This is a genomic window from Thiopseudomonas sp. SA1F2-1K, from assembly GCF_057443035.1.
This window is the reverse complement of sequence record NZ_CM172014.1, coordinates 1,201,349-1,223,114: the sequence shown is the minus strand read 5'-3', so window position 1 is coordinate 1,223,114 and position 21,766 is coordinate 1,201,349. Positions and strand designations below refer to the sequence as shown.

The window sequence follows — 21,766 nt, the reverse complement described above, 5'->3', positions numbered from 1 at the left end:
AGGAGCGCTAATGAGGAGCGAGCATTATTATAATCAGCATGCCGCGCACTTTGTTGAGGCGACCTTTGAGGTCGATATGTCCAATATCTATGCGGTTTTTCTACAGCATATGGAAAAAAATGGCCGTATCTTAGATGTTGGCTGCGGTTCTGGACGTGATGCTTTATATTTTACTCGGCAAGGATTTTCAGTAGATGCATTTGATTCCGCTCAAGAGTTAGTAGCCTTAGCAAGAATAAGAACTAGATTGCCTATTGAGCATAAAAGTTTTTACACCCTAGAGGCCCATAATCAGTACGATGGCTTTTGGGCGTGTGCTTCTTTATTGCATTGCAAGCGAGAGCGATTACCTGAAGTGTTTCAGCGCTTGATCAGAGCGTTAAAAGTAGGTGGCGTAGGTTATTGCTCGTTTAAGTGCGGCGTGCACGACAGCAGTCAAGCTGGGCGTAGCTTCGTCAATCTCAATGAGTCGCAGCTTAATGCACTCTTAAGCGGTTTGGCTAATATTCAGGTATTGAAACTCTGGGTGACAGCGGATAACCGCGTAGATAGGCAGGATAAATGGTTGAATTTGCTGATTCAGAAAGCAGCGATTGATTAACTTAGGCTAATTAATCAGGCTGGCGGTGAAATACCGCGCTAGCCTGATTGCAGCTAACACTAAACAGTTAGCGCTCTAAATATTGCAGCTTGTCTTTCACCCCATCCCATTCTTCAGCATCTGGTAGTGGGTCTTTCTTTTCGGTGATGTTGGGCCAGATTTCGGCGAGGTCAGCGTTTAGCTCTAAGTATTCTTGCTGATCTTCTGGCAGCTCATCTTCGGCAAAAATCGCTTCGGCAGGGCACTCTGGTTCACACAGGGCGCAGTCGATGCACTCGTCGGGGTGAATCACTAAAAAGTTAGGGCCTTCGTAGAAGCAGTCAACTGGGCAAACTTCAACGCAATCAGTGTATTTACATTTAACACAGTTATCGGTTACCACGAATGTCATGTTAATTCTCTCCTCAAGGGTGCTGCTTGGGTAATGACAGCAAATAAGCGCTCTTTATGGCGTTACATTCTAAAAGTAAAAACGAGGGCGATTCTAGCAGTTTACCGAGGTAAAAGTTAGATTTGCCGCTTCCATTCATATAACAAATTCAAAGCCTCAATCGGGGTTAATTGATCTAAGTTAGCTTTTGATAAATCCTTAACCAAAGGGTGGGGGTGCTTGGCGGCAAATAAATCAGCCTGCAGAGGTGTTTCAGGCACTGCTTGAGCGGTGCTTGGAGGCGGTGCAGTTTTAGCTGCAGTTGATTGCTGCTCGGCAGTTTCTAGGCGTGATAAATGCTGCTTAGCCCGTTGAATCACATGCTCTGGAACCCCGGCTAACTGGGCGACTGATAAGCCATAGCTTTGGCTGGCAGGGCCAGGTTTAACGTGGTGTAAAAAGACGATTTTGTCTTGATGCTCGGTAGCGGTTAAATGCACGTTACTGACTTGGCTAAAGCTTTCGGGCAGTGCAGTCAGTTCAAAGTAGTGGGTGGCAAACAGTGTCCAGGCATTTAGATCAGCCAGCTCTTCTGCTGCCGACCAGGCCAGCGATAAGCCGTCAAAAGTACTGGTGCCACGGCCCACTTCATCCATCAGCACTAAGCTATTGGCGGTGGCGTTATGCAAAATATTGGCTGTTTCACTCATTTCCACCATAAAGGTTGAGCGCCCACCGGCTAAGTCATCACTGGAGCCAATGCGGGTAAAAATACGGTCCAATAATGACAGCTCGCACGCTGCAGCAGGAACAAAACTACCAATATGCGCCAGCAGAGCAATTAACGCGGTTTGCCGCATATAGGTCGATTTACCCCCCATATTCGGCCCGGTGATAATCAGCATGCGGCGTTGTTCGGTTAAGTCCAGATCATTGGCAACAAAGGGGGTAGTTAATACTTGCTCCACCACCGGATGACGACCTTGTTCAATTTTTAAACAAGGGGTTTGGCTAAAGTGCGGACGACTTAAATCGAGGGTCATGGCGCGTTCGGCAAGGTTAGCCAGTACATCCAGCTCGGCGAGGGCGCTAGCAGTGGTTTGTAGGTCGGCTAAAAACTCAATCAGGTGCTCAATTAGCTCATCATAAAGTTGCTTTTCCCGAGCCAGTGCGCGGCTTTTGGCGGACAGCGCTTTATCTTCAAAGGTTTTAAGTTCTGGAGTAATAAAGCGCTCGGCATTTTTTAGGGTTTGCCGACGAATATACTCAGCTGGGGCGCTTTCTGCTTGCTTACTTGGAATTTCAATAAAGTAGCCATGCACCCGGTTATAACCAACTTTTAAATTAGCTAGCCCGGTACGGGCTTTTTCCCGCGCTTCAAGATCCATTAAAAACTGGCCCGCGTTTTCACTTAGTGACAACAGCTCATCCAGTTCGCTGTCGTAGCCAGTTTTTAGCACGCCTCCTTCACGAATGACGGCCGGAGGATTATCAATAATCGCCCGTTGCAAAGTATCTGCCAGCTCAGGGTAGAGGTTGACTTCAGTGGCTAGTTGTTGCAGATGAGGCGCAGGACTTTGGGCGAGCTGGGCACTGAGTTGTTGTTGTAATTTAGGCAAGGCAGCTAGGGCATCGCGTAAACGGGCTAAATCACGGGGTTTGGCGCTACGTAAGCCAATTCGGGCTAAAATTCGTTCAATATCACCAATTTCTTTGAGTAAAGGCTGTAATTGCTCGTAATGGTAGTGATCCAAACAACTTTGGATGGCTGCTTGACGGGCTAATAAGGTCTGCTCAATGCGTAACGGGCGATGCAGCCATCGGGTCAATAAACGGCTGCCCATACTGGTTTGACAGCGATCCATGACTGATTGCAGGGTATTATCGCGTCCGCCAGCTAAGTTAAGGTCTAGCTCAAGGTTACGCCGAGTTGCTGCATCCATAATCACCGTATCAGTTAAGCGCTCGTGAATCAGACGACGAATATGCGGCAGCGCGGTGCGCTGGGTTTCTTTGGCATAGGCTAATAAACAACCAGCAGCGCCAATCGCTAGCGGTAATTGATCGCAGCCAAAGCCTTTTAAGTCTTGGGTAGAAAATTGCTGACACAGCGCTTTATGGGCGCTATCAAAATCAAATTCCCAGCTGGGGTAGCGCTGGCAGTTACGACGGCGTTCAAGGGGCGAGTCGCTTGGCCACTGATCAGGGATTAATAACTCCGCCGGTTTAAGCCGTTCAAGCTCAGCCAGCAGGCTTTCCCAGCCCTGTAGCTGCTGCACACTAAAACGGCCACTGGTGATATCCAGCACGGCTAAGCCAAAGCCTTTTTCATCGCCTTGAACGGCGGCCAGATAGTTATCTTTGTGCTCATCGAGTAGGGCTTCATCAGTGACGGTGCCCGGCGTTAAAATGCGCACCACTTGGCGCTCTACTGGCCCTTTACTAGTGGCAGGATCACCCACTTGCTCGCAAATAACCACCGATTCGCCAAGTTTGACCAAGCGTGCTAAATAGCCTTCCGCCGCATGGAAGGGGATTCCGGCCATGGGTACACTTTTGCCGGCTGACTGGCCACGTGAAGTGAGGGTGATATCGAGCAGATGCGCGGCTTTTTTGGCGTCATCATAAAATAACTCGTAAAAATCCCCCATGCGATAGAACATAATTTGCTCTGGGTGCTGGCTTTTTAAGCGCAAGTACTGCTGCATCATCGGGGTATGGTTAGCAAGTTGGGTCATAAGTCTCTTAACGCTTGGCGTCGGTTAGCGACGTCTAAGCTCGTCAATTTCTCGCGCTCGATGCGCTAGCTAAGAAAAGCCGAGCTTTAAAATTGCGGGGACGATATTCTAGCAGCAATTTAAATCATTTTAGAAAACTGCCCGCACTAATCAGCCAGTAGCTGCTAGGTCGGTTGTGGGTGAGCAGATGATGAGGCGGCAATGATTGTTCCAGCAAAACGTGGGTTTTGGCAATTACTCTTAACCTTGCAAGGCTCGGTATTACCAAGGGTGCTGCCGCAAATCTTGTTAGTGGCACTGCTCAGTGGTGTTGCTTGGCTGATGTATGACTACTTGCCCAATTACTTTACCAGTTACAGTGCCTCGGCCTTTGGTTTGCTGGGATTATTGCTGTCGTTACTGCTTGGGTTTCGTAACAACGCCAGTTACGCCCGTTGGTGGGAAGGGCGTCAGCAGTTAGGTGCATTAATTATGCATGCTCGCTCATTGGGGCGACTGGCAGCCAGTCATCTTACTCAAGCGGAAAGCCAGGCCACTCAGCAGCAGATTTTCTTATTGCTACGGGCGTTTAATCGGTGTTTGATTTATGGGTTGCGCGATAAGCCCGTAGCCGTTGAATTAGCTGCCATTTTAGGCGCCGAGCAGGCGCAGCGCGTGGCGAAAAAGTCGAATCCCGCCGACTATTTATTGTTGTTACTAAGCCAGCAGGTGGCCTATGCACGGCGTAAGGCCTGGTTAAGTGAAATTATGGCCGCAGAGTTTGAGTCGTTAATTTCTGAACTGGCCAATGTGCAAGCCGCTTGCGAGCGCTTAAAAGCCACGCCCATACCCTTTGCTTATATGTTGCTGGCGCATCGCACAGCCTATTTGTTCTGTTTTTTATTGCCTTTTGCGCTGATCGCCACCACCGGTCTAACCACACCGATTATTAGCTGTGTGGTGGCTTATGCGTTTTTTGGCTTAGATGCACTCAGTGCTGAGTTAGAAGAGCCCTTTGGCGAGCAGCCCAATCAGTTACCGCTATTTGCCATTGAGCGCACCTTAGACATTAACTTACTGGAAGCTCAGGAGCTGCCAGCTCCACCGCCGTTAACGGCGGTGAAGTATTGGCTCAATTAAGGGCGGGTATTCTGTTGAGTAGCGCTTAGTTGGTTAGGCTCAGCCAGATCGGCGCGTGGTCCGAGGGCTTTTCCATGGCGCGCAGTTCATAGTCGATACCGGCGTCTTGTAAGCGATCAGCTAACGCCGGCGAGTGCATAATTAAATCAATGCGTAACCCGCGCTTAGGAGTGTCCTCAAAGCCGCGACTACGGTAATCAAACCAGCTGAACTGATCATTGACTTGTGGATGCAGCTGGCGAAAGCTATCGCCTAAGCCCCAGTTTTTTAACCGCTCCAGCCACTCACGCTCTTCAGGTAAGAAGCTGGTTTTTCCTGTGCGTAACCAACGCTTAGCATTTTGCTCGCCAATCCCAATGTCTTCACAGGCCGGTGAAATATTAAAGTCGCCCATGACAATCACAGGGTCCTGCGGGGTGAATTGGCCTTCTAGCAGCTGCTGTAAGTCTTCATAATATTTACGTTTGGCGGGAAACTTTGTTTCGTGGGCGCGGTTTTCCCCTTGGGGGAAGTAGCCGTTCATCACGGTAATCGGAGTGCCTTGGGCATCTTCATAAACACCCCAGATAAAGCGCCGTTGGGCATCTTCGGCATCATCTGGAAAACCTTTATGAATTGCCAGAGGTGCTTTTTTAGAGGCTAGGGCGACGCCGTAATGGCCCTTTTGGCCGTGGAAATGTACGTGGTAACCAAGCTCGTCAAATAAGTGACTGGGAAATTGCTCGTCAGCAACTTTGGTTTCTTGAAAACCAATCACATCGGGTTGATGTTTTTCCACTAAAGCGCTGAGTTGATGGGGGCGGGCGCGTAGGCCATTGATGTTAAATGAAACAAGTTTCATAGAAATAGGTCTAGCTCTGTTAATGAATTTAAAGTGAGTCCTGTTAAAGTATAGCCTTTTGTAAAATTCAAATGCTGCATCTGTAGGTAAACAAGCGGGCTAGCGTTAATTAGGCCCATAGTACAGATGGGGATAAAACTGAGTTGCTATACTAGACGCATCCTAACCAGAGAGAGCTAGCGTGCTAAAAAAACTATCAGGATGGCTACTGCTGGCTTCGACCAGCATGGCATTTGCGGAGGCAAAACTTGAGGTGAGCGTGGAGCCCGCCAGTAAAGCCTTAAAAGAGAATATCGAAGCCTATATTGGGGATTTAGAAGACCGCGATGCCGAGGCGTTGCGCCGTTATGAGCGCGCAGTAAAAGCCCAGGTTGAGCAAGCCAGCCAAGCCTTAGGCTATTATCACGCCGAGATCAGCACCGAAGTGGTTGAGGGCGATAAGCCGACCCTGAAAGTTAAGGTGCAGCGCGGCCAACCGGTACGTTTAGGCGTGGTTAATATTGAAGTGCGCGGGCCGGCCGCTGAGTTAAAGGCTTTTCAGTTTGAGCCAGAGCCTAAGCTAGAGCCTGGCGCGCGTTTAGATCATAGCCTGTATGAAGGACGTAAAAGCGATATTCAAAATGCCGCGTTACGTTTAGGTTTTTTTCAGGGCAAATTTATCGAGCATGCCCTTGTGATTGATCCGGCGGCTAACCTTGCGGATATTCATTTGGTATTTGATAGTGGCCCGCGTTATTTATTGGGCGAAGTGTCTTTTAATGACGACAGCAAAATTAATCAAGACCTATTACAGCGTTTAGTGCCCTTTAAGGCCGGCGAGCCTTACAACTCTGCGCGGGTTGCCAAGTTGACGCAAAATTTGCAAGAAACCGGCTACTTTGCGGATGTGCGGGTGGATGCATCAGATAAAAACGCCAGTTCCACGCATATTATTCCGGTGCAGGTTACAGCTTTGCCTGCCAAACCGCGCACTATGGGCGTTGGATTTGGCTATTCAACGGATGTGGGCGTGCGTGGGCGTTTTAGTTGGGAGCGGCACCGAGTCAATCGCGCCGGCCATAAGTATGGCTTTGATGCCGAGTTATCTGCGCCACGGCAAAATGTCACCACTTGGTATCAAATTCCTCTGACCAGTCCTTTAAGTGATCATTTGCGTTTTTTTGGCGGTTATGAGAGACGAGAGCTAATTGATGCCGATACCGAGCGCGCTACCTTGGGTTTGCAGTGGCAAAAACAAGTGAAATGGGATTGGCAACGGATTGTAGGCCTGCGCTATGAACAAGAAAAGTTTGATTTTGGCGGCAATACTAAAAAACGCACCACGGAATTTTTAATGCCCAGTGTGGTGTTTTCCAAACTTAAAAGTGACTCACCGCTTGATCCCAGCCATGGTTATCGTGCGCAACTGGATGTACGTATGGCCCGTGAGGGTTTCTTAGCCGATGCGGATTTGGTGTATGTCAATGCCTTAGTTAAGGGATTAACTACGGTGGCAGATCGCCATCGTTTCTTAGGCCGTTTTGAAATGGGTGCAATTGATAGTAATAACTACGACAAAGTACCGCCTTCGATGCGCTTTTTTGCCGGCGGCGATCAAAGTATTCGCGGCTACGCCTTTGAAACCTTGTCGCCTCGTGATGCTGAAGGCAACCGCATTGGTGGTCGTTACCTATTAGCTACCAGTGCTGAGTATCAGTACGGCATTACCGATAAATGGCGGGTGGCAACCTTTGTCGATCATGGTAACTCAGTGGATAGTTGGAGCGACTCGATGAAAACCAGTGCCGGGATCGGGGTGCGTTGGGTGTCACCGATTGGGCCGTTGCGCTTAGATTATGCGCAGCCAATTAATGATAAAGACAAAGGATGGCGTATCCATTTCTCAATGGGGCCAGAGTTATGAAGCGTAAGTTACTTATTGGGTTAGGTATTTTCTTTGGGCTAATTAGCCTTATTTTGCTCAGTGTGGCTGCCATCTTATATAGCGAAGCGGGCAATCGCTGGGCCTTAAGTAAAGTGCCGGGCTTAGAGGTGCAAGGCTTTCAGGGCAAGTTATTAGGTGATTGGTCGGCAGAGCAAATTAGTTGGCAGCAAGATGATACAAAGGCTCTCTTGCTGCAGCCTAAAATGCATTTAAGCGGTCGTTGCTTAATGCAAAAACGGATCTGTATTAATCATCTAGAAGTGGCCGAAATTCAGCTAGAGTTACCCGAAGAGACTGAGCCAACTCCACCTAGGGATGCCGATCTAGACTTGCCTGCACTTAAGTTACCGATTGAAATTGAAATTAAACGCTTAGCGGTTAATCGTTTACTACTTAATCAACAGCCATTAGTGACGGGGCTAGAAGCGCAATTGGCGTGGTTAAACAGCGGTGTCAGCATTGATCACTTAGTCCTGCATTACGCTGACATTGCGCTGCAAGCCCAAGGCTCGCTTGATCCGGCGGCTGCGCTGTGGACGACCGATCTTCAGTTGCAGGCGGTGATCCCACTTGAGCCTGAGGCCGAGCCACTGACTGCTAAGCTGCAGGCTGCAGGCCCGCTTAATCAGTTGCAGTTAACTGGCGCAACTTCAGGTTATCTGCAAGGCACATTATCGGGTGAGGTTGATGCGCTAGCGGTTGATTTACCATTAACTGCTACGCTTGAAATAACTGACTTTAATGCCACGCCTGAGCAGCCCAGTTTAACGGTCGAGCGGTTAGGATTAAGCGCGCAAGGGAACTTGAAACAGGGTTTTAGTATTCAGTCTGAAGGGCGGCTAAAGGGTGATACTGAGCCTGTGCTGCTGGATTTAAAGGCCTTTGCTCAACTGGACCAGGCTCGGATTGAGCAGTTAACCTTACAAGGTGCCGATCCGCAGCAATACATTAAAGCGACAGGCAACCTGAGCTGGCAGGATCAGCTACAGGCGCAGCTTAGGCTGGATTGGCAAGCGTTTCCTTGGCAGCAATTACTGCCAGGTGAGCCGCTACCTGTAACCTTAGATCAACTAACGGCTGAGCTTGAGCTCAAGGATGAAACTTACCAAGGACAGCTGGATGCCAGTCTGACAGGGCCAGAGGGCGTGTTTACTTTATCCGCACCAGTGACTGGGAATTTTCAGCAGTTACTGATTAAAAATCTACAGTTAGTGGCCGGACAGGGGCGATTAGCCGGTGATGTGCAGGTAGGGTTTGCCGAGCAAATTGATTGGCTGGCCGAGATTAACCTACACGAACTAAACCCGGCCTATTGGGTGCAAGAACTACCAGGTACGTTAGCTGGAACCTTGACCTCTAAAGGTCAGCTGCAAGGTGAGGCGCTGACAGCCGATGCAGAGCTGGCGCTAAAAGGAAAGTTGCGCAACCAGCAAACAGAGCTGCTGTTGAGTGCAGATGCCAAACCCGATCAGTATCGTTTACAACAGCTGCAGTTGTTGATGGGCAGTAACCGGATTAACGCCAAAGGCAGCTTAGTTAAACAGCAAGTCAAAGCCGACCTTAACTTAGATTTAGCTCAACTGTCCCAGTTATGGCCAGACTTATCTGGGGTGCTTAAAGGTCAAGCTGAAGTTTCCGGTATTCTTGATCAGCCAATACTAAACGCCAAGTTAAATGGGCAAAAAGTGGCCTATGACACCTTTAGAATTCAGCAGTTGATGCTGGACGCTAAGCTGTCTAACCAACAACAACTTAATTTGGCCAGTGAGCTGACGGGAATTGAGAGTGGTGAGACAGATCTAGGACAGCTTGCGCTTAAGGCTTCGGGCAAACTGGCGCAGCATCAACTGCAATTGGACCTAACGGGACCAACCCTAAATACCGCGTTAGCTGTAGCCGGAGGGGTTAATCAGCAGGGGGATTGGCGAGGACAGTTGCAACGGATGTTTATTGCGGCTGAAGGTCAGCGTTTTACTTTAGATCAAGCCACGCAGATTAATTATTTACATAGCGGCAAATTAACTGTCTCAGCACACTGCTGGAATAATCAAGAGGCCAGTCTCTGTGCCGAGCGTCAACAGCAATTATTACCTGAGCCTAATATTGATTATCGCCTGCGCAACTTTTCCTTAGCCTCTCTACAAGAGTTTTTGCCCGAGGATATTAAGCTTAGCGGTAAGGTGAATGGTCAGCTGCAGTTGGCATTACCGGCTGCAGGCCCTAAAGGCAAAATCTATCTAGATGCCAGTAATGGACTGGCAGAGGTAAAAGATCAAGGGCAGTGGCAACAATTGGCGTGGAAGACGTTAACGCTTGATAGTGATCTAACGCCACAAAAAGTGCTGTCGCGGGTGCAGTTTAAAGGAGCGACCACCGGTGCTTTAACTGCTGAGATCAGTCTTAATCCGCAACCAGCTGATAAGCCTATCAGTGGCCGTTTTACCTTGTCAGAGGTGGACCTGTCAGTATTAAAACCGTTTGTTACTCAGGTGGAACAGCTTGAGGGCAAAGTGGCTGGGCAAGGGGTGATTAGCGGCAGTTTAATGGCGCCACAAGTCACTGGGGTAATTGCGCTGAAGCAAGGGCTGTTAGCCGGTGGCGATTTGCCAATGGAAATGAAAAACCTGGCGTTGGAAGCCAAAATTGCCGGCAGCCGAGTGGATTTAACCGGTGGCTGGCATAGCGGTGCTAAAGGCCAAGGTCAGGTCGGTGGCTATGTGCAGTGGGAGCCAAGTTTAGATGTGAATGTCTTGGTGAAAGGCACGCAGCTACCGGTGGTAGTTGAACCCTATGCCGATGTGATTGTTGAGCCAGACTTAGTGATTGAGCTGGCGGACAATCGACTGCAAATTAATGGAGTGGTGCGGGTTCCTAAAGGGCAAATTGAGGTACCACAACTACCCGCCTCGGCCACTCGAGTCTCGCCTGATGCGCGCATTGTGGGTGAACAAGAGCCAGAACCGGGTATGCAAATGGCGATGGATGTCACCATTGAAGTAGGGGAGGAGCGACTTAAATTTAATGGGTTTGGCTTAACCGCGGATATTAAAGGGCACTTGAAGATGGGCGACAATATGGCCAGCTATGGCCAGTTAGCCTTAGCCAATGGCCGCTATAATGCTTATGGTCAGCGCCTAGAGATTCGTAAAGCACAACTATTATTTGAAGGGCCCATTAGTGAGCCGTTCTTAGATATTGAGGCGGTGCGGGTAACCGGTGATGTCACTGCTGGGTTACGTTTGACTGGCCCTGCCAGTCAGCCGGCCAGTGAAATCTTCTCTGATCCTTCCATGAGTCAGGAGCAAGCGTTATCTTGGTTACTGTTAGGGCGGCCGCTAGACGGTGGAGGTGATGGTAACGCCATGGCGCAAGCGGCGCTAGCGCTTGGCTTAATGGGCAGCACCCCAGTAGTTAATAAGTTGGCGGAATCGGTTGGGCTAAAAGAGTTCTCTTTAGATTCTGAAGGCAGCGGTGATGCCACCAGTGTTGCGGCTACTGGTAAAATCAATGACAAATTAAGTATGCGCTATGGCGTAGGAGTCTTTGAGCCATCGACTATTTTATCCTTGCGCTATGAGTTGACCAAACGCTTATACATTGAGGCCGCCAGTGGAGTCGCTAACTCGATTGATTTATTTTATAAGCGCAGTTTCTAGTCAAGGCAGTGTTCTGCTTGGATTAAATCAACTCAATCTAAGGGCCGCTCTGCGGCCCGGTGCTGGTCTGCTGATTAAAAAATGTTAAGATGCGCCGCACTTAGGTGCTGTGCTGGCCTGACTTCAATTACTGAAGCCACCGGCACAGCGTCCACCTCTATTTGTTAGGAACTGATCATGGCGAATGCCGAAAACTCGTTCATGCGCTTTATTCTGCAAGGCAGTTTAGTGGTGCAAATTGTCATCGGCTTAATCGCCGGTATCGCGCTGGCTTATTTTTTGCCAGAAACTGCTCGCTCACTCGCTTTATTAGGCGATTTATTTGTCACCGCGCTGAAGTCAGTGGCACCGGTACTGGTGTTTATTTTAGTGCTCGCTTCGATTGCTAATCACCGCACGGGAGCCCGCAGTAACATCGGACAAGTGATTAAGCTGTATGTGTTAGGAACCTTTTTAGCTGCTTTGGTGGCAGTTTTAGCTAGTTACTGGATTCCACTGACAGTGCAGCTAAAACCGGTAGCTGAGGCCCTAACCCCGCCTGGCAATATCACCGAAGTACTGCTCAGTGTGTTAATGAATATCGTCGATAATCCAGTGAATGCCTTATTAAATGCCAATTACGTAGGTATTTTGGCTTGGGCGATTGGTTTGGGCGTTGCGCTGCGTAGCGGATCGGATACCAGTAAACAGTTAGCGCTGGATATTAGCCAGGCAGTGACTCAAATTGTGCGCTTGGTGATTCGTTTTGCACCGCTGGGAATCTTCGGTTTAGTCGCCGGCACCATTGCCACTACAGGTTTTAGTGTGCTTTACGATTACGCTAAGCTATTAAGCGTGCTGCTAGGTTGCATGTTGGTTGTAGCATTGCTGATTAACCCACTGATTGTGTATAGCCAAATTCGACAAAATCCTTACCCCTTGGTGTTTACCTGTCTACGCGAAAGCGGCCTTACCGCGTTTTTTACCCGTAGTTCAGCGGCTAATATTCCCGTGAATATGGCACTGTGTAAAAAACTGGGACTGAATGAAGACACCTATGCCGTCTCAATTCCTTTAGGCGCCACCATTAATATGGGTGGAGCGGCGATTACTATTACGGTACTTACTCTGGCTGCGGTTAACACCTTAGGTATTGAAGTGGATTTTCTGACCGCGTTGCTATTAAGCGTGGTGGCAGCAATTTGCGCCTGTGGTGCCTCTGGAGTAGCTGGCGGCTCGTTATTGTTGATCCCGCTGGCTTGTAGTTTATTTGGTATTCCTAACGAACTGGCAGTGCAAGTAATTGGTGTTGGTTTTGTGATTAGCGTGCTCCAAGACAGTGCTGAAACGGCGCTGAACTCTTCAACAGACGTGCTATTTACCGCCGCTGCCGCAGGTTATCGCAATCCGCAGGCTGGCTAAGTTATACGCTACCAGCTAGCTAACGATTAAGGGCTTAAGCTAAATCCAGCTTAGGCCTTTTTTTGTGCTAGAAAAAATAATTCCTTAAAGATCGGGCGTAACATCCCTGCGAGCTGTGTAGAAAACAGGTAGAATGCGCGCTTTGTGCTATTCACGCCGATAGCTGTCAGTTAGCTGCTGAGAAGGTAGATTCATGCGTATTGGACAGGGTTATGATGTGCACCGCTTTGGTGCCGGTGATCATTTAACAATTGGTGGGGTAACAATCCCTTTTAGTCATGGCTTTGTTGCCCACTCAGATGGCGATGTGCTGTTGCATGCGTTGTGTGATGCGCTGTTAGGCGCTTGTGCACTAGGTGATATAGGCCGTCATTATCCCGATACTGATCCGCAATTTAAAGGTGCCGATAGCCGCTTGTTACTGAAAGATGTGATGAGTAAAGTGCGGGCTAAAGGCTATCAGGTGGTGAATTTAGATCTAACAATTTTAGCTCAGGCACCGAAAATGGCGCCTTATATTGAGCGTATGTGCCAAGTGATTGCCAGCGACTTGGCGCTTGACGTTACCCAGGTTAACGTCAAGGCCACCACTACCGAATCGTTAGGTTTTGTTGGGCGTAAAGAAGGCATTGCCGCCCAGGCCATTGTGCTGTTGGCCAGTGTATGACTGAAGCCGAATTGTTAGGGCCTCGCGCTTACGGCGCCGCATTAGGTCGTGCATGGCTAAAAAGTGCGCCCCTTGATTTTCAGGTAAATGAAGTGCTCGATATTCCCTTTACCGGTGAGGGCGAGCACAGTTGGCTGTATATTGAAAAGCAGCAGCTGAATACCGAGCAGGTGGCTAAGCGCTTAGCTGAGTTTGCTCAGGTACCGGTGCGTCAGGTGAGCTATGCTGGGCTAAAAGATAAGCAGGCAATTACGCGGCAATGGTTTAGCCTACAACTACCTGGTAAGCAGCCGCCTGACTTTACTCAGCTTAATAGTGAGCAGCTAAAGGTGCTGCAGCAAACCCGGCATCAGCGCAAATTACAACGGGGGAGTCATAAAGCGAATCAGTTTGTGATTACCTTAAGGCAGCTAGCCCTTGACGTAGCCCCTGAAGCGTTGGAGCAGCGTTTAGCGCAGATCAGTCAACAGGGTGTGCCAAATTATTTTGGCCCGCAACGCTTTGGCCGCGAAGGGTTTAATCTAGCTTTTGCCCGCCAATTTGCCGCTAGCCACAGCCTGCCAGACAAACGCAATGTACGTTCTCGCTTATTGTCCACTGCGCGCAGCTTTTTATTTAATCAAATACTCGCCCAGCGAGTGGCTAGTGGTGAGTGGAATCAGTTAATTAGTGGCGATATTTTAAGTTTTACCGATAGTGCTAGCTTTTTTCCTGCAGCCGAAATGCAGGCGGATGATCTACGTTTTGCCCAACTTGATACTCATCCAACAGGCGCTTTATGGGGTAAGGGCGAGTTAGTAAGCAGTGCGCAAGCCGCAGCCTACGAGCACAGTGTCGCTGAACAAGAAGCAGACTTAGCCAGCTGGTTAGCCGCTGCCGGGTTAAAACAAGAACGACGCAATTTGCGCTTGCCGGTTAAGCAGCTAACAGTCAAATGGCTTGATGCTGATGCTTTACAATTGGCTTTTCAATTACCGGTTGGCTGTTACGCTACCGTGGTATTACGTGAATTATTTGAGCTAACTACTGCAGTGAGCGAGTAGTGAGGTTAAGAAGGGTTGGTGCATGCACATTTTAATTTCGAATGATGATGGGGTGTTTGCTCCTGGGCTGATGGCCTTGCATGAGGCAGTAAAGGATTTAGCAGACTGTCAAGTGATAGCGCCGGACCGTGATCGCAGCGGTGCCAGTAGCTCCTTGACTTTAGATCAGCCGCTGTATCCTAAGTCTTTAGCTAATGGTTTTGTTGGCGTGAATGGCACCCCCACCGATTGTGTCCACTTGGGGATTAATGGCTATTTTGCGCAATCATTCGATTTGGTGATCTCAGGTATCAATTTAGGCGCTAATTTAGGCGATGACGTGCTGTATTCCGGTACCGTAGCCGCGGCTTTAGAAGGGCGTTTTTTAAAGCGTCCAGCCTTTGCTTTTTCCTTAACTTCACGCAGCCCAGAACATTTACCAACCGCTGCCCATATTGCCCGCCAACTGATTCAACAGCAGCAAGCGTTTAATTTACCAGCGCACAGCATTTTAAATGTCAATATTCCAAATCTGCCGCTGACTGAAATTAAAGGCATAAAACTGACTCGTTTAGGTCATCGATTGCATGCAAAGCCGCCGGTGAAATTTGTCAATCCGCGCGGTAAAGAAGGGTATTGGTTGTCGGTGGCCGGAGGCATTGAGGATGGCGGTGAGGGCACCGACTTTGCAGCAGTGCAGCAGGGGTATGTTTCAGTCACTCCGATCTTAGTTGACCGAACTCACTTTGAGCAGCTAGATAGCCTTAGTGAGTGGCTAGAGGCCTTACTTTGAGTGTGAGTCAAATTGCTGATCGCTCACGCCTTGCCTTAATTGAGCAGCTTGAGCAACAGGGAATTACCCATCCTGACGTGCTGCAGGCAATTTATCAGGTGCCACGCGAGCGTTTTGTGGACAGTGCGTTTAACTATCGAGCTTACGACAATACCGCTTTACCGATTGGTCATAGCCAAACTATTTCGCAGCCCTATACGGTTGCCCTCATGACGGAATTACTGCTTGCGGAAGGCCCTTTGGATAAAGTGCTAGAAATTGGCACTGGCTCAGGGTACCAAACGGCAGTATTAACCCAGTTAGTTGAACGGGTGTTTACTGTGGAGCGGATTCAGCCGTTGCAAGAGCAGGCTAAGCAACGGCTGGCGCAATTGCAGCAAACCAATGTGGTGTTTCGTTGGGGAGATGGTTGGCAAGGGTGGCCAGCGTTTGCACCCTTTAATGGAATTTTAGTGACCGCTGCTGCCGATCAGTTGCCGCTCAAACTAATTGAGCAGTTGGCGGTGGGTGGACGGCTAGTAATTCCAATCGGGAGCGGGCAAGCGCAAAAACTTTATCTGATTCGTCGCCAAAGTCATGGTTATACTCAACAAGCCATAACTCCGGTTTATTTTGTGCCTATGTTGAGTGGGATTGAGCATTAAATATGAAAGCAGCCATTTTATTATTTCTCAAAGGCCTCGCGATGGGCGCTGCCGACATCGTGCCTGGTGTGTCCGGCGGTACCATTGCTTTTATTACCGGCATTTATGAGCGTTTATTGGGGGCTATCAGTCAGGCACCTAAGGCTGGTTGGTGGCTAGTGCAGGGGCAGTTTGCAAAGGCTTGGCACACCCTCGACGCTAATTTTTTATTGGTATTGTTTGCCGGTATTGTCACCAGCGTTTTTAGTTTAGCTGGGCTGATCCATTGGTTACTGCAGCAGCATGGCTTATTATTATGGGCATTCTTTTTTGGCTTGATAGTCGCTTCATGTTGGCTGGTGGCTAAGCAAGTTCAGCGCTGGCACTGGCCGCAGTTTTTGTTTTTATTACTGGGAATAGGATTGGCCGCGTATATCAGCTTAGCTGCGCACATTAGTTGGGGTAGTGGCTTGCTGGCCGTTTTTTTTGCCGGCGCCATTGCCATCTGTGCAATGATTTTACCTGGCATCTCCGGCAGTTTTTTACTGGTCTTAATGGGCATGTACGACAGCATTATCAGTGCAGTTAAAAGCTTAGATGTCGTCACCTTAGGGGTGTTTGCCCTGGGTTGCTTAAGCGGTATTTTGCTATTTGCTCATGTGCTTAAATTTACTATGCAGCACTACCGTGAGGTAACATTGAGCTTTTTACTGGGTATTATGTTGGGTTCTTTACTGAAGGTGTGGCCTTGGAAAGAAACCTTAGAGTGGCAGCTTAATCGGCATGGAGAGCAGGTGCCGCTGCAACAGGTACCCGTGAGTCCGTGGCAGTATGAAGTGCTCACCCAGTTAGATGCACAGTTAGCCGGCGCACTACTATTAGCCGTGCTCAGCGTGCTATTGGTTTTAGGTTTAGAGTATTGGTCGAGTCGTTTAGCAGGGGCGGCAACAGCCCCGACAGTTCGCTAGCCTCGAGCTTGGAAGCGGTGAAGTAATGAAGAACAAGTGGTTCAGTATGGATTTAATTAATCATCAAGGTGGTGCTGTGAGTCGAGCTAAAACCGCAGGTATATCGCGTCCTTTGCTGATTAGCGCCCTAGTCTCGTTACTAGGGGTGACGGCTTGTAGCAATAATGCAAGGGTACAGGTGGTCGATCGCCAGCATGCAGTGCCGGCTGTAACCAGTGGCCAGTACCGTGTACAGCGTGGTGACACCCTATACTCAATTGCTACGCGCCATGGTTGGAACTGGAAAGCCTTGGCCTCGCTCAATGGAATTGCTGCCCCTTACAACATTAACCCAGGGCAGGTGATTCGCTTTAGTGGCCAAGCGCAACCGGTAACACCCGTTAGACGGCCAGCTACGGTAGTAACTACTCCAGCTAAAACCACCCCTGCAAAAACAGCACCACAAACCACGGTTAGCCGTCCTGTGGTGAGTCAGCCGACCACGACGACTAAGCCGACGCCAGCCCCTAGTAGCTCGGCATCGGTCAGTACTGCTGCGGTTTCTAGCAAAGGTTGGCGTTGGCCGGCCAGTGGTCAAGTGGTTGGCCGTTTTTCGGGTGCCAATAAAGGCATTGATATTGCTGGCAATGCTGGCGATCCGATTGTCTCAGCCTCTGATGGAACCGTGGTGTACGCCGGTAGCGGATTGGTGGGCTACGGTGAGTTAATTATCATTAAGCACAGCGATGTGTACTTGAGTGCCTATGGGCATAACCGGCGCATTTTGGTCAATGAAGGGCAAAAGGTAAAATCGGGACAAAAAATTGCCGAGATGGGTTCTACCGGCACCGATACCACTAAATTGCACTTTGAAATTCGTCGTCAGGGCAAGTCCGTAGATCCAATACCCTATTTGCCTACTCGTTAATTTAGCCTCTGTAGCAGCCTAGCGCACAACACGTAGAAGGTTGTGTGGTAGTGCTGTGGCTATACTTATAACTATTTGAAAGGAAAAGCCTTTTGCCTATAACTGTATGGGGCCTTGCGATTGCCCAAGCTTTATTAACCTCAGGAAATATCTTATTAGTTGCGGTCTCTGCCTTGATTGGTAAACAGCTCGCGGCGCATCCGTTATTAATTACCTTGCCGGTTGCTGCGCAGTTTTTGGGGCTCATTGCAGCCACCATTCCAGCGGCGCTACTGATGCAAAAACTAGGGCGCAAGGTCGGGTTTGTGTTAGGTAATCTAATTGGTTTGGTCGGTACTTGGGTGGCATTACAGGGCTTAGAAGCTTCGAGCTTATACGGCTTTGCTTGCGGTACTTTATTGATCGGCATGGCTATTGGCGTCGGGCAGCAGTATCGCTTTGCCGCATTAGATTTATGCAGTGTGGAGCAGCGTTCACGTGCGATTGGAATCGTGATGGGCGGCGGCGTAATTGCCGCAGTGCTGGGAGCGAACTTGGCCATTTGGTCGCAAAACTGGGCAGATAAGCCGTTTGTAGGTGCATTTTATGGCTTGTTTGCGATCTATGTGGTGGCGTTGCTGCTAATCAGTGTGTTGCCTTTGGCTAAAGCGGTGACGGTGAAGCCAACGGATCGGGTGCGCAGCTATGCTGAGCTGTTTCAGCAGCCACTGCTGATTGCGGCGGTTGCATCTGGCGTCGTGGGTTATGCGATTATGGTGCTGTTGATGACAGCAACCCCTTTAGCTATGGATCACCATGAGTTTCCTTTTGAGGATGTGGCGATTGTGATTCAGTGGCATGTTCTGGGGATGTTTGTGCCGTCCTTTTTTACTGGCTGGCTGATTCGCAAGTTCTCATCGCGTACAGTGATTTTGTGGGGCTGCATTATTTTAGTGATCTGCGCGTTGATTAATATTTCAGGCGTTAGTTATTGGCACTATTTTAGCGGGCTATTGTTATTGGGCGTAGGCTGGAACTTTACTTTTATTGGCGCTACGCACTTACTCAGCTTCACTTATAGCCCGGCAGAGCAAGGTAAGGTGCAAGGCATTAACGAGTTTTTAGTGTTTAGTGCTTCAGCGATTGGCAGCTTACTGGCCGGACAGGGTGTCGTCCTGCTGGGCTGGGCTTGGTTAAATTGGCTCTCGATCCCCGTCGTTGTGGCCATTGCTTGGTTAATTTGGCGCTTAGATGAAGTGAAAATGACGGCAAAAGCGCAGTCGGCTTGGCAAAATCCCCAGGCCTAGTAGCCGTACATTCTTGATTGGCTCTGGTGCATGCGTCTAGAGCCAAAACACTATTTTTGCTATGCTAGGCCTTTATTTTCACGCGCTGTTTATTTTTAACTCGCTTACTTGAGAGCCTTCATGACTATTGTTAGAACCCGTGTCGCTCCTTCTCCTACCGGTGATCCCCACGTAGGAACGGCTTATATTGCTTTGTTTAATATGTGTTTTGCGCGCCAGCACGGCGGCCAATTCATTTTGCGAATTGAAGACACCGACCAACTTCGCTCGAGCAAAGAGTCTGAACAACAGATTTACGATGCCTTACGTTGGTTAGGGATTGAATGGGATGAAGGCCCCGATGTCGGTGGTCCCCATGGTCCTTATCGTCAAAGTGAGCGCGGTGAAATCTATAAAAAATATTCAGATGAATTAGTCGCTAAGGGCCATGCCTTTCCGTGCTTCTGTTCTGCTGAACGCTTAGATGCGGTACGTGCCGAGCAAATGGCCAATAAGCAAACACCGGCCTATGATGGGCATTGCTCACACCTTGACCCGAGTGAAGCGCAAGCACGAGTAGCGGCAGGTGAATCCCACGTGATTCGGATGCGGGTACCGACCGAAGGGGTCTGCGTGGTTAAGGATATGCTGCGTGGCGAAGTCGAAATTGGCTGGGACCGCATGGATATGCAGGTGCTCATGAAAGCCGATGGGTTGCCTACTTACTTTTTAGCCAACGTGGTAGATGATCATCTGATGGGGATCACTCACGTGCTACGCGGCGAAGAGTGGCTGCCTTCGGCGCCGAAGTTAATTAAGCTGTATGAGTATTTTGGCTGGGAACAGCCTGTATTGTGCTATATGCCGCTGCTGCGTAACCCTGATAAAAGTAAGCTCTCTAAGCGTAAAAATCCAACCTCAATTACGTTTTATGAGCGTATGGGCTTTATGCCAGAAGCCATGCTGAACTACTTGGGGCGTATGGGCTGGTCGATGCCCGATGAGCGTGAAAAATTTAGCCTTGAAGAAATGATTGAAAACTTCGACTTAAGCCGTGTTTCCTTAGGTGGCCCGGTGTTTGATATTGAGAAACTGTCTTGGTTAAACGGTCAGTGGTTGCGTGAGTTAAGCGTTGAAGACTTTGTTCAGCAAGTGCAGCAGTGGGCATTTAATCCTGAATACCTCATGCAAATTGCCCCCCATGTGCAAGGACGGGTAGAAACCTTCAGTGAAATTGCGCCCCTAGCAAACTTTTTCTTTACCGCTGGCGTGCCTTTAAATGCAGAATTGTTTGCGCATAAAAAGCTCGATGAAAAGCAAGTGCGTCAGGTGTTGCAGTTTGTGTTGTGGCGTTTAGAAGCGCAGCGTCAATGGGATAAAGACGCGATTATGGCCTGTATTAATGAAGTTGGTGCGGCGCTAGAGCTAAAATTGCGGGATATTATGCCGTTAATGTTCCCGGCGATTACCGGTTCAAGCAGCTCGGTTTCGGTGTTAGATGCCATGGCGATTTTAGGCCCGGATTTAACTCGTTTCCGTTTGCGCCAAGCCCTAGAGTTTTTGGGGGGCGCCTCGAAAAAAGAAACTAAAGAATGGGAGAAGCAATACAAGGTCGCTTTGGCTTAAGGCTGATGCTGCACTGATTATTGTGTAAATTTCAAGGCCCGTCGCCCAGAGTAGGTGCGGCGGGCATTGTTATTGCCCAGTTAGGAGATGAACTTAGCAGGCGAGAGTGAAGGGGTGCTTAATATTAAGCCACTTGCTTTGGGTGTAAGCCGCCTGACGACTGAGCTGTTGTTTTAGGCCTTCAGGCATCACATCAATCCAGCTAACTACGGTATGGCTTAGCCCTAAGCTCAGGGTTTGGCGTAAAATTTTCATCACTTTTGCTGGTGAGCGATCGCTGATCACCATGGTTTTCTGTGGATTGACTCCGATCGAGCGGAGCCACTGATTACTGATAGTTTCAGGTGGTGCTACCAAGGTTAACCAGCGGTCGGCTTGTTCATGGCTTAAGGACTGTAATACGGGTGCTAACAGCGCTAAAAACTGCTGCTTGCCACCACTGATAATCAGCTCGCTAAAGGCCTCTTGAGCTATGCCTAATTTGGGTTCACCAAGCGGCAGGCTTTGATTGAGTGCTGGTTTGCGCAAAATTGACAGGGGCAGGCTCTGCACCACACGATTGCTGTTTAAGTTTTGCATGGTAGGTTTCTCCAGTTAGTGCCTGATCACACCGACACTTAAGCCTTCTATCACTAACTCTTCATGGCTTAGATCAATTTCAATCGGGGCGAAATCTTGGTTTTCAGCAATTAACCAAACAGTATTGCCTTCGCGCTTAAAGCGCTTAACGGTGACTTCGTTATCGATGCGGGCTACAACAATGTCGCCATTTTTTGCTTGCTGGGTTTTATGCACTGCCAGCAAATCACCGTCTAGGATGCCAATGTCTTGCATACTGCTGCCTTTAACGCGCAGCAAATAATCAGCTTTGGGTTTAAAAAAATTAGGGCTAATTGCACAGGTAGTTTCAATATGTTCTTGGGCTAAAATGGGTTGTCCGGCAGCAACTTGACCAATAATTGGCAGCTCATGATCGTTAAGGGCTAAGCTAAGATCAGGCGCTGCTGTTAGTTCGTCTTCAATGATGCGAATGCCACGCGAGGCACCAGGAATCATTTCAATTGCTTGCTTTCGGGCCAGTGCGCGTAAATGATCTTCAGCTGCGTTGGGCGAGCGAAAACCAAGGGCTTGAGAGATTTCAGCGCGGGTAGGTGGATAGCCGTGTTGCTCAATCCACTCTTTGAGAAATGCCAATATCTCTGCTTGGCGCTTAGTTAGCTTCATGGTGTTCGCCCTCATTAAGTA

The 21,766-nt window shown here is 49.1% G+C and carries 18 protein-coding genes; 13 read left to right on the top strand and 5 right to left on the bottom strand.

Annotated features, from left to right (window positions below; all coding sequences use genetic code 11):
* Positions 1-10 precede the first annotated feature (10 nt).
* On the top strand, positions 11-601 hold the full coding sequence (locus AC2T15_RS05875; protein WP_486778983.1) for a class I SAM-dependent methyltransferase: 591 nt from the start codon (positions 11-13) through the stop codon (positions 599-601).
* A 67-nt stretch (positions 602-668) separates the two neighbouring features.
* On the opposite strand, the gene fdxA is transcribed toward AC2T15_RS05875, so the two are convergent.
* Complete coding sequence (fdxA, locus tag AC2T15_RS05870) at positions 669-992, bottom strand: ferredoxin FdxA (protein WP_053099591.1); 324 nt, start codon at positions 990-992, stop codon at positions 669-671.
* A 116-nt stretch (positions 993-1,108) separates the two neighbouring features.
* Entirely contained in the window at positions 1,109-3,709 is a 2,601-nt protein-coding gene (mutS, locus tag AC2T15_RS05865) for a DNA mismatch repair protein MutS (RefSeq protein ID WP_486778982.1), read from the bottom strand.
* Between the two features lie 201 nt (positions 3,710-3,910).
* Between mutS and AC2T15_RS05860 the strand changes: the two genes are divergently transcribed.
* The gene (locus tag AC2T15_RS05860) at positions 3,911-4,828 is read left to right on the top strand and encodes a bestrophin family protein (RefSeq protein ID WP_486778981.1); all 918 of its coding nucleotides are present in this window, start codon (positions 3,911-3,913) and stop codon (positions 4,826-4,828) included.
* A gap of 25 nt (positions 4,829-4,853) precedes the next feature.
* Here the strand turns inward: AC2T15_RS05860 and xthA are convergent, their stop codons facing one another.
* Positions 4,854-5,669 (bottom strand): exodeoxyribonuclease III, encoded by an 816-nt coding sequence (gene xthA / locus AC2T15_RS05855; protein WP_486778980.1) that lies wholly within the window; start codon positions 5,667-5,669, stop codon positions 4,854-4,856.
* A 226-nt stretch (positions 5,670-5,895) separates the two neighbouring features.
* On the opposite strand from xthA, the gene AC2T15_RS05850 reads away from it, so the two are divergent.
* From AC2T15_RS05850 to gltX, 11 genes are all read left to right on the top strand, one after another.
* Positions 5,896-7,572: an autotransporter assembly complex protein TamA gene (locus AC2T15_RS05850; protein ID WP_486779025.1), complete on the top strand. Its 1,677-nt coding sequence runs from the start codon at positions 5,896-5,898 to the stop codon at positions 7,570-7,572.
* Positions 7,569-11,249 (top strand): translocation/assembly module TamB domain-containing protein, encoded by a 3,681-nt coding sequence (locus AC2T15_RS05845; RefSeq protein ID WP_486778979.1) that lies wholly within the window; start codon positions 7,569-7,571, stop codon positions 11,247-11,249. The genes AC2T15_RS05850 and AC2T15_RS05845 overlap by 4 nt, the downstream gene beginning before the upstream one ends.
* A gap of 177 nt (positions 11,250-11,426) precedes the next feature.
* Entirely contained in the window at positions 11,427-12,650 is a 1,224-nt protein-coding gene (gene sstT / locus AC2T15_RS05840; protein ID WP_486778978.1) for a serine/threonine transporter SstT, read from the top strand.
* Between the two features lie 193 nt (positions 12,651-12,843).
* Positions 12,844-13,317: a 2-C-methyl-D-erythritol 2,4-cyclodiphosphate synthase gene (gene ispF / locus AC2T15_RS05835; protein WP_486778977.1), complete on the top strand. Its 474-nt coding sequence runs from the start codon at positions 12,844-12,846 to the stop codon at positions 13,315-13,317.
* On the top strand, positions 13,314-14,360 hold the full coding sequence (gene truD / locus AC2T15_RS05830; RefSeq protein WP_486778976.1) for a tRNA pseudouridine(13) synthase TruD: 1,047 nt from the start codon (positions 13,314-13,316) through the stop codon (positions 14,358-14,360). The genes ispF and truD overlap by 4 nt, the downstream gene beginning before the upstream one ends.
* A 22-nt stretch (positions 14,361-14,382) precedes the next feature.
* The gene (gene surE / locus AC2T15_RS05825) at positions 14,383-15,132 is read left to right on the top strand and encodes a 5'/3'-nucleotidase SurE (RefSeq protein WP_053099583.1); all 750 of its coding nucleotides are present in this window, start codon (positions 14,383-14,385) and stop codon (positions 15,130-15,132) included.
* 2 nt (positions 15,133-15,134) lie between these two features.
* A complete protein-coding gene (locus tag AC2T15_RS05820) occupies positions 15,135-15,776 on the top strand; it encodes a protein-L-isoaspartate(D-aspartate) O-methyltransferase (RefSeq protein WP_486778975.1) in 642 nt (213 codons plus the stop codon).
* 2 nt (positions 15,777-15,778) lie between these two features.
* Positions 15,779-16,723 carry a DUF368 domain-containing protein gene (locus AC2T15_RS05815; RefSeq protein WP_486778974.1) on the top strand — a complete coding sequence of 315 codons (945 nt, stop codon included), beginning with the start codon at positions 15,779-15,781 and terminating at the stop codon, positions 16,721-16,723.
* Positions 16,724-16,748: 25 nt separating this feature from the next.
* The gene (locus AC2T15_RS05810; RefSeq protein ID WP_231692721.1) at positions 16,749-17,630 is read left to right on the top strand and encodes a peptidoglycan DD-metalloendopeptidase family protein; all 882 of its coding nucleotides are present in this window, start codon (positions 16,749-16,751) and stop codon (positions 17,628-17,630) included.
* Between the two features lie 92 nt (positions 17,631-17,722).
* Positions 17,723-18,916, top strand: coding sequence for an MFS transporter (locus tag AC2T15_RS05805; protein WP_053099580.1), 1,194 nt, complete (start codon positions 17,723-17,725; stop codon positions 18,914-18,916).
* 120 nt (positions 18,917-19,036) lie between these two features.
* Positions 19,037-20,521 carry a glutamate--tRNA ligase gene (gene gltX, locus AC2T15_RS05800; RefSeq protein WP_486778973.1) on the top strand — a complete coding sequence of 495 codons (1,485 nt, stop codon included), beginning with the start codon at positions 19,037-19,039 and terminating at the stop codon, positions 20,519-20,521.
* A gap of 93 nt (positions 20,522-20,614) precedes the next feature.
* Here gltX and AC2T15_RS05795 read toward each other — a convergent pair whose 3' ends face one another.
* Positions 20,615-21,100 carry a cell division inhibitor SulA gene (locus AC2T15_RS05795; RefSeq protein ID WP_486778972.1) on the bottom strand — a complete coding sequence of 162 codons (486 nt, stop codon included), beginning with the start codon at positions 21,098-21,100 and terminating at the stop codon, positions 20,615-20,617.
* A 15-nt stretch (positions 21,101-21,115) separates the two neighbouring features.
* Positions 21,116-21,745, bottom strand: a complete 630-nt coding sequence (gene lexA / locus AC2T15_RS05790; protein WP_486778971.1) for a transcriptional repressor LexA — start codon at positions 21,743-21,745, stop codon at positions 21,116-21,118.
* Positions 21,746-21,766 lie beyond the last annotated feature (21 nt).